At 53.4% G+C, this 11680-nt stretch carries 6 protein-coding genes, 15 tRNA genes, 1 rRNA gene and 2 riboswitches; all 22 genes read right to left on the reverse strand.

Annotated features, from left to right (window positions below; all coding sequences use genetic code 11):
- Positions 1-32: 32 nt before the first annotated feature.
- Positions 33-1328, reverse strand: coding sequence for a histidine--tRNA ligase (locus AC27IT_RS24745; RefSeq protein WP_283858609.1), 1296 nt, complete (start codon positions 1326-1328; stop codon positions 33-35).
- A gap of 291 nt (positions 1329-1619) precedes the next feature.
- Entirely contained in the window at positions 1620-2996 is a 1377-nt protein-coding gene (locus AC27IT_RS24750) for an NCS2 family permease (RefSeq protein ID WP_005834702.1), read from the reverse strand.
- Between the two features lie 120 nt (positions 2997-3116).
- Positions 3117-3219: riboswitch (purine riboswitch) on the reverse strand.
- Positions 3220-3308: 89 nt separating this feature from the next.
- Positions 3309-4847 (reverse strand): glutamine-hydrolyzing GMP synthase, encoded by a 1539-nt coding sequence (guaA, locus tag AC27IT_RS24755; protein WP_005834701.1) that lies wholly within the window; start codon positions 4845-4847, stop codon positions 3309-3311.
- A 230-nt stretch (positions 4848-5077) separates the two neighbouring features.
- Positions 5078-5180, reverse strand: a riboswitch (purine riboswitch).
- Between the two features lie 20 nt (positions 5181-5200).
- Entirely contained in the window at positions 5201-7435 is a 2235-nt protein-coding gene (locus AC27IT_RS24760) for a transglutaminase TgpA family protein (protein WP_026558341.1), read from the reverse strand.
- Between the two features lie 4 nt (positions 7436-7439).
- Positions 7440-8645, reverse strand: coding sequence for a DUF58 domain-containing protein (locus AC27IT_RS24765; protein ID WP_429777363.1), 1206 nt, complete (start codon positions 8643-8645; stop codon positions 7440-7442).
- Between the two features lie 14 nt (positions 8646-8659).
- Complete coding sequence (locus AC27IT_RS24770) at positions 8660-9613, reverse strand: AAA family ATPase (protein ID WP_005834696.1); 954 nt, start codon at positions 9611-9613, stop codon at positions 8660-8662.
- A gap of 229 nt (positions 9614-9842) precedes the next feature.
- Positions 9843-9919, reverse strand: a tRNA-Arg gene (locus tag AC27IT_RS24775).
- A gap of 48 nt (positions 9920-9967) precedes the next feature.
- Positions 9968-10043: transfer RNA gene (locus AC27IT_RS24780), tRNA-Gly, on the reverse strand.
- Between the two features lie 49 nt (positions 10044-10092).
- Positions 10093-10174, reverse strand: a tRNA-Leu gene (locus tag AC27IT_RS24785).
- Positions 10175-10238: 64 nt separating this feature from the next.
- Positions 10239-10314 (reverse strand) — tRNA-Lys (locus AC27IT_RS24790).
- A 5-nt stretch (positions 10315-10319) separates the two neighbouring features.
- Positions 10320-10394, reverse strand: a tRNA-Gln gene (locus AC27IT_RS24795).
- Positions 10395-10398: 4 nt separating this feature from the next.
- Positions 10399-10474, reverse strand: a tRNA-Thr gene (locus AC27IT_RS24800).
- Positions 10475-10491: 17 nt separating this feature from the next.
- Positions 10492-10567, reverse strand: a tRNA-Phe gene (locus AC27IT_RS24805).
- A 35-nt stretch (positions 10568-10602) separates the two neighbouring features.
- Positions 10603-10679 (reverse strand) — tRNA-Asp (locus AC27IT_RS24810).
- 66 nt (positions 10680-10745) lie between these two features.
- Positions 10746-10822 (reverse strand) — tRNA-Met (locus AC27IT_RS24815).
- A gap of 78 nt (positions 10823-10900) precedes the next feature.
- Positions 10901-10976: transfer RNA gene (locus AC27IT_RS24820), tRNA-Val, on the reverse strand.
- A gap of 85 nt (positions 10977-11061) precedes the next feature.
- Positions 11062-11135, reverse strand: a tRNA-Glu gene (locus AC27IT_RS24825).
- 14 nt (positions 11136-11149) lie between these two features.
- Positions 11150-11234 (reverse strand) — tRNA-Leu (locus AC27IT_RS24830).
- Between the two features lie 9 nt (positions 11235-11243).
- A tRNA-Met gene (locus tag AC27IT_RS24835) sits at positions 11244-11320 on the reverse strand.
- Positions 11321-11345: 25 nt separating this feature from the next.
- Positions 11346-11436 (reverse strand) — tRNA-Ser (locus AC27IT_RS24840).
- Positions 11437-11443: 7 nt separating this feature from the next.
- A tRNA-Asn gene (locus AC27IT_RS24845) sits at positions 11444-11519 on the reverse strand.
- A 53-nt stretch (positions 11520-11572) separates the two neighbouring features.
- A 23S ribosomal RNA gene (locus tag AC27IT_RS24850) occupies positions 11573-11680 on the reverse strand; the annotation flags it as partial.

Consider the following 11680-nt stretch of genomic DNA (forward strand, 5'->3'; position numbering starts at 1 on the left):
CGTACCGAAAGTGGCAGCAAAAGACTATCGAATCATATCCGTTCGCCAAGCCAGCTTGAGACGAGGCCGAGCGGTACCGTTTGCTCGCTTCCTTCGCGCATGTCCCGCGCTACCACCTGTCCGCTGTTCACCTCGTTCTCGCCGTAGATCAGCACATAGGCAATTCCTTCTTTGTTAGCGTAGTCGAGCGCCTTTTTCAGCTTCCGGCCCGCAAGCTCCAGCTCCACTCTTAGACCGTCCGCGCGCAACCGGTTAGCCAGCCCGAGGCTAAGCTCCTCTGTCCCCAGCGGAATGACGAGGACATCTGCGGCAGGCCGTGCTCTTTCGGCTCGCAAGGACAGCGCAGCGAGAATCACATCCAGGCCAAACGATATCCCCACGGCCGGATATTCCCGCCCATCGCCCAAAAACCGCCCGATAATCTCATCGTACCTGCCGCCGCTCCCGATACTGGAAGTAATGCTTTGATCCTGCAAAAATATCTCGTAAACCGTCCCGGTGTATATCCCCAGCCCCCGCGCCAAAAACGGAGAGAACCGCACCTCGCCAGTCACGCCCGCTCCCCGCAGGTAGGCAAACAGTTGCTGAAGCTCCTGCACGCCTTGCTGCACAAGCTCGGAGGAAAACTGCTGCGCCAAAGCATCCAGCGCCAGCGCTCCCTTTTGCAAAAAGGACGTGATCGCCGCCACCAGCGGCTCCTCTACCTGGCGCTCCCGCAGATCACCTTGCACGCCTTCCACTCCGATTTTCGCCAGCTTGTCGAGCGACAGCATGACATCTGCCGCGCGCTCGCCCGGAACGCCCAACTCCTGCAGCACCCCTGACAGCAGCTTGCGGTTGTTGACCTCGATGTACACCTCAAGCCCTAGCTTGGCGAACGCGGCAAAAGCCATGCTGATTAGCTCCGCCTCGGCGAGCATCGAGGACGTGCCGATGATATCGACGTCGCATTGGATAAACTCGCGCAGCCGCCCCGTTTTGACCGGACCGTCGCGGAACACTTTACCGATCTCATAGCGCTTGAACGGCAGCCGCATCTCCGGATTCATCCCGACGACCTTCGCCAGCGGCACGGTCAGATCGTAGCGCAGCGCCAGCTCCCGCTCCCCTTGGTCGCGCAGGCGGTACACCTCCTTCAAAATCTCGTCTCCACCGCCGTATTTCGATGCCAACAGTTCATAATACTGGAGCGTGGGCGTCTCCAACGGCTTGCAGCCATACGCCTCGAACACTTCCTCCAGCGTTCGCCGTATCCAGTTGCGCTGCATTTGCTCCGGCGGCATAAAATCTTTCGTGCCTTTGACACTCTTCAACACTGTGCTGTCCATCCGAATCATCCTTTCTTTTTTCGTCCATCGTCCAAACAAAAATAGCCATGCGAGGCAACTTCATGCCCGCATGGCTACAAAAAAATCACCACCGCAGGCACAAAGCACAAGAAGCGCTTGCACCTGCGGAAAAATTTCCGAAGATACAAACGCTCTAGCCGTGGTGATGCTGTTGAAGGAACGTGATTGATGCAAACATGAATGGTCCCTCCGCCAAAAAAAGATTTTTCCTATCATAGCGCAAAAAAAGCTCCCCGTCCAGTAGACAGGAAGCCTTTTTTCCAAAAAATCCTATTCGCGCAGCCAGATGAAGTAGGCCAGGAAGACGAAGAACAGAACGTACATCGCCGGATGCACTTCACGCGCTTTGCCTTTCAGCACCTTCATTACCGGATAGACGATGAAGCCAGTCGCAATTCCAGTTGCGATACTGTACGTCAGCGGCATCAGGAGAATGGTCAAGAACGCCGGGAACGCTTCGTCCAGGTCATTCCATGCCACCTGCGCAATGTGCGAAGCCATCAGTACACCGACGATAATGAGCGCCGGAGCGGTAACCGCCGGAGTCACGATCGCGAGCAGCGGCGAGAAGAACAGGGCCAACAGGAACATGATCCCTGTCACAATCGCGGTAAAACCGGAGCGGCCGCCTGCTGCTACCCCCGCTGTCGACTCGACATAAGCGGTCGTCGTAGAAGTACCGAGCACCGCGCCAGCCATCCCTGCGATCGCATCGGAAGCGAGCGCTTTTCCCGGACGCGGCAGATTGCCGTCTTCTCTCAGAAGTCCAGCTTGGCTGGCTACACCGAGCAGCGTGCCTGTCGCATCGAAAAAGTCCACGAACAAAAACGTCAGTACGACAATCAGCATGTTCACGGTGAACAAGGCGGACGGGTCACCGAGATACTGGAACGCCGCACCGAATGTCGGCGCCAGGCTCGGCGGAGCAGACACGACTTGCTCCGGCAGGCTGACCAGACCGAAGATCATGCCGACTACTGCTGTGACAATCATCCCGATAAAAATACCGGAATTAACTTTGCGCGAAAGCAGAACAACGGTAACGATCAGACCGAAAATCGCCAGCAGCGCATTTTTCGCTGCCAATACTTCTTCCGGCTTCATGTTTTCATGGTAGAAGGTCAGATGGCCCAACGCGACAAAAGTCGCATCGTTTGCAACGACGATCCCTGCGTTTTTCAGGCCGATAAACGCGATGAACAGCCCGATCCCTGCAGAAACCGCATATTTCAACCCTTTCGGAATCGCTTTGATGATCGCTTCCCGAACGCCGGTCAAAGACAGAATCAAAAAGATCGTACAAGAGAGAAACACCCCAGCCAATGCTTGCTGCCAAGGAATATGCATGGTCAATACAACGGTGTAGGTGAAAAACGCATTCAGCCCCATCCCCGGTGCCTGTCCGATCGGCAAGCGTCCGAGAATCCCCATGAGCAGCGTACCGATCGCCGCAGCGAGAGCTGTTGCGGTAAACACAGCGCCAAACTCAGGGTAGTTGGCTTTTAAGTCCGGCGGCAAATCCGCTCCGCTGAGGATGAATGGATTGACTGCCAAAATATACGCCATGGCCAAAAAAGTAGTGATGCCCGCGATGATTTCGCGGCGATAATTGGTGCCCAGTTTGTCAAACTCAAAATACTTCCGCACCGAAAAGTCCCCCCATGCTTATGGTAATGGCAATGAAAAAAGGCCCGGACGCTATTAGTATGCGCCTGGCCTCTTCGCAAAACACTCCGGGAACAATTCTAAAATGATAACAAATTCGTATCCCGTCGACATTTTGTTCGTAGCCAGGTCGTTTAATGGCGACCTCGTAGAGACTCTTGAGCCATATCCTCAAGAATATACGAACCTTCCTATATTACCTGTTCACATTGAGAAGTGTATCAGGTGACATATCGAATGTCAACGAAAATACGAACGTTCATTTTTTAAACAAGACGAACATCCGGGTTTATTTTATTCCCACTCAATTGTTGCTGGTGGTTTGGAAGTAATGTCGTACACGATGCGGTTTACGTTGTCGACTTCGTTCACGATGCGCGTGGAGATTTTCTCCAGAACATCCCAAGGAATGCGCGCCCAGTCGGCCGTCATGCCGTCGATGGAGGTTACGGCGCGAATCCCTACTGTGTAGGAATAGGTGCGAACGTCGCCCATTACGCCTACTGTCGTCATGTTCGGCAGAGCCGTGAAGTATTGCCAAATATCCCGATCCAGACCTGCCTTGGCAATCTCTTCGCGCAAAATCGCATCAGATTCACGAACGATCTCCAGCTTTTCTTCTGTAACTTCGCCCAAAACGCGAATGCCCAGTCCAGGACCCGGGAACGGTTGGCGCCAAACGATTTCGTCAGGCAGGCCAAGCTCGGTCCCCAGTTTGCGAACCTCGTCCTTGAACAGCGTTTTCAGTGGCTCGATCAGCTTGAACTTCATGTCTTCCGGCAAGCCGCCTACGTTGTGGTGCGACTTGATCGTGTGCGCGGTAGCCGTTCCGCTCTCCACGATGTCGGTGTACAGCGTGCCTTGTGCGAGGAAGTCCATGTCTGTCAGCTTGCCCGCTTCTTCATCGAATACGTAAATGAACTCGTTGCCGATGATTTTGCGTTTCTGTTCAGGGTCGGAGACGCCTTTCAACTTGTTCAGGAAACGCTCGCGAGCGTCGATCTTGATTACTTTCATGGAGAACTTCTCCGCGAATGTCTCCATGACGCTTTCTGCTTCGCCTTTGCGCAGCAGGCCGTGGTCTACGAACATGCAAGTCAACTGGTCGCCGATGGCTTTGTGGATCAGCGCTGCTACTACAGATGAGTCTACCCCGCCGCTCAGCGCACACAGCACTTGCTTGTCGCCGACTGTCTCGCGAATGCGCACCAGCTCGTCCTCGATGAACGTCGTCATGCTCCATGTAGGCTCGCAGCCGCACACGTTGAACAGGAAGTTGCCGATGAACTCGGTTCCTTTTACGGTATGGCGAACTTCCGGGTGGAACTGCACGCCGTACAGCTTGCGCTCGGGATGGCTGATCGCCGCTACCGGGCAGCTATCGCTTACCGCGTCTACGCGGAACCCAGTCGGCAGCTCCACCACTTTATCGGAGTGGCTCATCCAGACGATTTCGTTCGCATCCCATTTTTCATACAGGCTGTGCGTATTTTGCAGGCGCAGCTCGGCTTTTCCATACTCGCGTTTGCCAGCGCGCTCTACTTTTCCTTCCAGCATGTGACTCATCAACTGCATGCCGTAGCAAATGCCGAGGATTGGCAGGCCGAGATCAAAAATTGCCGGATCGACTTTTGGCGCTCCCTCTTCGTACACGCTCGCAGGTCCGCCGGAGAAAATAATCCCTTTTGGCTGCATTTCCTTGATTTTTTCTACAGGCGTATTGAACGGCACCAGCTCGCTGTAGACACCCAGATCGCGAACGCGACGTGCGATCAACTGATTGTACTGGCCTCCGAAATCAAGTACGACGACCATTTCCAATGACTTGTCCATCATATCCCCCTTCTCCTGTACCCGACAGGACGTGCAAGTGCCGACCGCATTTTTGCCGACATCCTCGCTCGATGCATGATAAAGCAGTTTCCGCTTCCCTCGGTTCTTGCATACAGGCATACACGCGAAAAATTGTCGCATATTTGCAAAAAAACCGGGACGGTGACTCCGATCTTTCATACGGAGGCAGCGTCCCAGCTTGTGTACACATGTGCGGTTGCATGTACAAAAATCCGAAGTGCTCTCCTCGTAGTCGCCAAATTTACGGTTTAGCGGTAGAAACTTTCAGGCCATATTCCTGAGTATTATACGAGACTCATTGATCGTCATTCTAGCAGATGGGACGGCTTTGTTCAAGGCTTCAGTTGACGGATCAATCTCTCGATCAGTTGCTCTGCCACTGACCGCGCCTTCTGTTCCAGTTCCTTGTAGCCGTAAACGGTTCGCTCGTACATTTCCGTCAAATAACGCAGATCTTGCCGCTTGTCCGCCGGAATCGTAATTCTGCTCGCGTACTCCCGCAAAGTCTCGCCAGACTGCCGTCTCGTGTACACCTGCTCCATCATGCGAAGCAGCAGGTTGAAGCGATCCGTGTACTTGTTGCTTTTATCCTGATCGATCTGTCTTCGGAGCCACCAGATTTGAATGTCTTTTCTGCGCCGCCAGGCCAAGAAACCTGCGGCCGCTATCACCACTGCCAGCCCAACATTTACCTGCCAAGGAATCGAATAGCTACTCCCCGGAATAGCGTCTCCCTCTTCCAACTCGTTAAAGCGTCCATCTCCCCGGTCTGGCGAAGTCTGATTCCCCAAATCCGGCACCGGAATCGGAATCTGCGGCTGCGATGTTTGCAAATCGTAATTGAAGCGCACAGGCGAGATGAAAGTGCTGGTCGCTTCGAACGGAATCCAGCCGTGCCCCGGGAAATACACCTCTACCCACGAGTGGGCGTCTTTATTGCGAATTTCCATGATGTCGCGGTTCTGATCGTCGCTGCCCACTCTCTCGCCTGGGGCGAATCCTTTTACCCAACGCGCGGGGATGTCGAGTGAGCGCAGCATCACCGCCATCGAGGTGGAGAAATGATCGCAATATCCCCTCATGCTGTCAAACAGAAAGTGGTCGACAAAGTCTTGCCCTTCCGCTGCCACAGGCACATCTTTTGTTTCATACTTATATTTTCCACTCGCTCGCAAGTAATTCTCGATCGCTCTTACTTTTTCATAAGGCGTCTTGGCGTTTTTGGTCACGCTTTGCGCCAGTTCTTTCACGCGCGGCGGCAAAGTCGCCGGAAGCTGCAAATAGCGCTCTTTGATCTCGTCGGGATAGTCCGTTCCCGCTTCCATGATCGCCTTTTCGCTGACAATCGGCACCTCTGCGTCCACCTTGTACCGGTGCAGCTTGAGCAGCATCGTATTCGGTCCGTACTCTGTCCGTCCATTTGCGCCCGTAGGCTGGATCAGATTGATTTTTCCCGCGCGGACCTCAAGCTGCTGATTCATCTTGTCGTAAACGACAGTCGCATTTGGCGGAGCGTAATTGCTCACTTTGTTCAACTGCCCGGGATAAAAGACGGTAGCAAACTGCTGCGGGCCTTTGAACTCCAGCGTTGCCTCTACCTTTTTCGTTTCCAGGCCGTGAAACAGCTCGTTTTTCCACTCGTATGTTTGCGGGTCCAAAATCGCCTCGTACTCGCGATCGCCTTTTTCCCAGCCTACGCCTGTGTAGACGTCCTTGGAGTCCCCGCGCCAATAGCTGTGCTCATTGGTCGTCGCCATGAACACGAGCGTATTGTCCTGCATGAAAGGCCCGCCCAACATTTCGTCGTTGTTGTCGTAGCCGACTTTTTTCATGACGGCAGTCGGTGCTTCCGTGCCGCTTCCCATCAAAAAGGCAATCGGATCAGGCCAGCTCGCATCTTTTTTGGGAGCCGCATACCCGATGCCGACACTAATCAAAATGACCAGCAAAGAGGCCATCAGAGAACCGAACAATATCCGGCTTCTTTTTTCTGTCACCGTCGCCATGCTGGTCATTCTCATCAGATGGCTGACAGCGAGCAGCAAAAAGCCAAAGATCAGCGTCCGCACAATTCCTGCGCTGGCGTCGTAAGGCAGGAACGTATCGAGCACTGCCAAGTACAGCTCTGTCAAAAAGACAAACCACAAGCCCTGTCTCTGCTCCAGCACCAGATAAGTCAGCATGGTAATCAGGACAAGCAGCAGGGCATCAAACAAAGCATTGCGCGACAAAATGGACATCGCTCCCCAGTCTTGCTCGAGAGCCAGCGGGATATCATGCACAATCTGCCTGTACAATTCCGCCAGCCAATCGGTTGTAAACAACGGTGTATCGAATAGCGTAGCATGCAACAACCAGAGGAGGCCCAGCAGCTTGAACGGCAACGTTACCCACCTGTACGGAACCGCTACGTCGATCGCCAGGACACCGGCCACAATGACAAGAAACGGCCACAGCACGCCCGTATCCGTCAGCTCCTGGAGAGGGAGCAGCCACTCTCTTAGCATGAGGAACAGAAAAAGGGCCGAGACCCATTGCCATATCGTTGGTCGCTTCCACACGCTCATGAGTCTATGCACCTCCAATCCGTTTCCACTCTTGTTCGTCGATGTGGACAGACGTACATGATATTTTGCTTCCGCCCAGCAGTTGCAGGGCTCGTCTTCTCTCTTGGGAAATGACAGTGTCAGCATGCACATAGAATAACTGCACTCTTCTGCCTTTTTGCGCCAAAGCAATCAAACGGTGAACCAGGTCTTTTTCCACGCGCGGAGTCACGACGATCAAGGTCACGCCTTGCTGCTGTTCCAGCGCCTCGCGTCCCACAACCCGCGCAAACGATTCGCTGCCCGCTGGCATGACCCGCGCCAATTGATCGAAGACGCGCAGAAAATGAGTGTGGGAAAGCGCCGGAGCAATCGAAATGCGTTCATTTTGCTTGTACACCAGCCCGTAATGGTACTGGTTGCGATTGGCATAGGCGATCAGGCTTGCCGTCAGCCTTACTGCCGTCTCAAACAACTGTACCGGCTGTCCTTGATAGCTTTCTTTTTCTACATCGAGGAAAAAAACGGCCTGGTTCATCGCCTGATGTTCAAATTCCTTCGTCTTCAAGCCCGTTCCCCTTGCAGATGCGCGCCAATGAATCTGGCTCAGGCGATCACCGCGCTGGTATTCGCGCACGCCCCTCACGGCAGCGACATCGTCGGAGCGTTTGTGCGACACGTGCACGTTGCCGCTGAAGCTGCCATCCCCCAAGGCCCAATGCGTTAGTTCCTTGTACCGCGGGTAAACGAGAAACTCCTGGGGAAACGAAAAGACTTTGCGCCTTTCGCTGAACCCAAAAAAATCCCCGCCACTCACGACGCACTGATCCAGCCGGTAAAAACCTCGCTGGAGACTCGGTATGACATAGCGGAACTCCATTTCTTTTTTAAACCAGGGAAAAATCAACTGCCTGTGCGGCTCATATACACCTGCGAGCCGCTCAGGCAACGGCTCCACGATCATGTGCCAGCCCAGCGGAAAACGGATTTTCCGGCGCAGGCGCACGGTTACTACGACGTCCTCGCCGTCCTGCAGGCGGTTGCGGTCGATGACTCGCTCTACCTCCAGCGTCGAGAACATTAAAAAATACGCCAAAACCTCATAAGCGAGGAACACCAGACTGCTGTAAAATAGAAACCAACTGGAAAAGCCGCCCTGAAACTTGGCAAATACGTAGGTGATTGCCACAAGCAGGAGCGCTTTGAGCTTACCCCATCTTCGTTGTCTCATCCGCAGTCACCGCCTCAGCTCACCGGAACGCGGGTTTCGGCCAAAATCACGGTCAATACCCGATCAACGGTTGCTCCTTCCAGACGTGCTTCCGGCTTCACGATCATCCGGTGGGCGAATACGACTGGCACCAGCTCTTTGACATCGTCCGGGATGGCGTAATCCCTTCCCCGCACGAAAGCCAGTGCCTGAACGGCTCTGTAGAGGGCGAGAGAGCCCCTTGGACTTACCCCGAGGTAAATATGATGGTGGTCACGTGTGCGGTGGCACAGCCGCACGATATACTCTTTTACTCCCTCGGAAACCTTGACGGAAGCTACCTCTTTTTGCAGTTGCGCCAAGTCTGCTGCCGTCATCACCGGCTCAAGTTGTGCGAGCGGGTTCACCTCCGAGAATCTGGAGAGCATGCGCATTTCTTCTTCCACGGTCGGATAGCCCAGGCGCAATTGCATCAGGAAACGGTCCAACTGTGCCTCAGGCAATGGAAACGTCCCTTCGTACTCCAATGGGTTTTGAGTGGCCATCACAAAAAACGGATCGGCCAGCCGATAAGTTGCACCATCTACTGTAACAGACCGCTCCTCCATCGCTTCCAGCAGAGCAGACTGCGTCTTCGGAGAGGTCCGGTTGATTTCGTCCGCCAAAATAACGTTTGCAAACAGCGGTCCTTGCCGGAACTCAAACTGCATCGTCTGTTGGTTGAAAATTGCTACTCCTGTCACATCTGTCGGCAGCAAGTCAGGAGTGAACTGGATACGCTTGAATTCTCCCCCGATCGACTTAGCCAAAGCACGTACCAGCATCGTCTTGCCCACACCCGGAACGTCCTCCAACAAAACATGTCCGTTTGCCAATACAGCCGCGACCATCATCTCAATCACGGAACGTTTTCCAATCAGAACTTTTTCTATATTATCGATCAACTTTGCAATTGCAGGATGCATTTGTTCCAATTTAATTGGGTTCACGTTAATACATCTCCTGTTCCATCTTATTCTTCCATCGAGCTTGTAACAGAAACATTTTGTTACCCGTCTTCTCTTGTATCACCTGCGTAGAAAACAGCAGTGTAATTCTAAAGTAATGGATGGAAATGGGAGATACAAGGAAAACTTACTTAAAAATTGTAAGAATGCAGCCATGATTATGCAAAAAAGAGTAGGAATTGATCCTACTCTTCGATTTCATATGAAGTAATGGCGTGCCCTGAGAGATTCGAACTCCCGACCTTTTGATTCGTAGTCAAACGCTCTATCCGGCTGAGCTAAGGGCACATGTTTTGCGGGTCAACCTGTACTGGCTGAAAGCTAGCAGAACAACTATGGAGCGGACGACGGGTCTCGAACCCGCGACCTTCGCCTTGGCAAGGCGACGCTCTACCAATTGAGCTACGTCCGCGTGTGACATGATAAAAGGTTTGCTCTGGCTGCAAAGCCTTCTCGTTATATGGTGCGGGTGAAGGGACTTGAACCCCCACGGTCTCCCGCCAGAACCTAAATCTGGTGCGTCTGCCATTCCGCCACACCCGCATGGTAAAACAGAAAAGGGCATCGATATTTCTATCGTGCTGCGTGTTTCTATGTTTATAAAAACTGGTGAGCCATGAAGGACTCGAACCTTCGACCCTCTGATTAAAAGTCAGATGCTCTACCAACTGAGCTAATGGCTCACAAGTGGCTGGGGTACTAGGATTTGAACCTAGGAATGACGGAGTCAAAGTCCGTTGCCTTACCGCTTGGCTATACCCCAATGGTGGTGCCGGCAATAGGACTTGAACCCACAACCCCCTGATTACAAGTCAGGTGCTCTACCAATTGAGCTATACCGGCAAAATATCATCTGTAAATGGTGGCTCGGGACGGAATCGAACCGCCGACACGAGGATTTTCAGTCCTCTGCTCTACCGACTGAGCTACCGAGCCTCAAAAATTTGGTTGCCATCTCTCTAGCTAAGAAATGGCGGAGCTGACGGGACTCGAACCCGCGACCTCCGGTGTGACAGACCGGCGTGAACTCCAACTTCACCACAGCTCCATACGTGACTGCACCCGATGGGCACTTCGCTTCTACTTCACTCTGGAGCAGTGCGAGTAGAAAATTTGGTTGCGGGAGCAGGATTTGAACCTGCGACCTTCGGGTTATGAGCCCGACGAGCTACCGAGCTGCTCCATCCCGCGACGATTCGGACGATCAATGTCAGCACCTATCTTAGAAGCAAGACGCTTTTGGGTGACCATCCATATGATTATGATAAATGGTGGAGGCTGACGGGATCGAACCGCCGACCCTCTGCTTGTAAGGCAGATGCTCTCCCAGCTGAGCTAAGCCTCCACAATCCCCGACTCTTGTCGGGGCCTTCACAAAGCTTTTTGTGCTGCAGTATAGCAAGCACTTTGCTTTATGAAGAATTTGTAGGTGACCCGTAGGGGATTCGAACCCCTGTATGACAGCGTGAAAGGCTGCTGTGTTAAACCGCTTCACCAACGGGCCAAGCTATTAAGATATGGTGCGGTCGGCGAGACTCGAACTCGCACGGGTCGCCCCGCCACCCCCTCAAGATGGTGTGTCTGCCAATTCCACCACGACCGCAGCTTAGGATGGTAGCGGCGGAGGGAATCGAACCCCCGACCTTTCGGGTATGAACCGAACGCTCTAACCAGCTGAGCTACACCGCCATAAAGCTGTTTGTTTGAAAAGATATGGCGGAGAGTGAGGGATTCGAACCCTCGCTACGCTTGCGCATACTAACGGTTTAGCAAACCGTCCCCTTCGGCCTCTTGGGTAACTCTCCGCATATATGGCTCCTCGGGACGGACTCGAACCGCCGACCGATCGGTTAACAGCCGATTGCTCTACCAACTGAGCTACCGAGGAACGTTGAAGGATTTGTTCCTTCAAAACTGAATACGCATGTTTGCTAAGAGTGTGTGGATAAGTCCTCGACCGATTAGTATTCGTCAGCTCCACGCGTTGCCGCGCTTCCACACCGAACCTATCAACCTCATCGTCTATGAGGGGTCTTACCAGCTTAACGC

The organism is Brevibacillus sp. YAE8, assembly GCF_057543335.1.

Coding starts and splice junctions, on each gene's coding strand:
- AC27IT_RS24745 (WP_283858609.1), bottom strand. CDS start 1,328: ATGGACAGCACAGTGTTGAAGAGTGTCAAAGGCACGAAAGATTTTATG.
- guaA (WP_005834701.1), bottom strand. CDS start 4,847: ATGGACAAGTCATTGGAAATGGTCGTCGTACTTGATTTCGGAGGCCAG.
- AC27IT_RS24760 (WP_026558341.1), bottom strand. CDS start 7,435: ATGAGCGTGTGGAAGCGACCAACGATATGGCAATGGGTCTCGGCCCTT.
- AC27IT_RS24765 (WP_429777363.1), bottom strand. CDS start 8,645: ATGAGACAACGAAGATGGGGTAAGCTCAAAGCGCTCCTGCTTGTGGCA.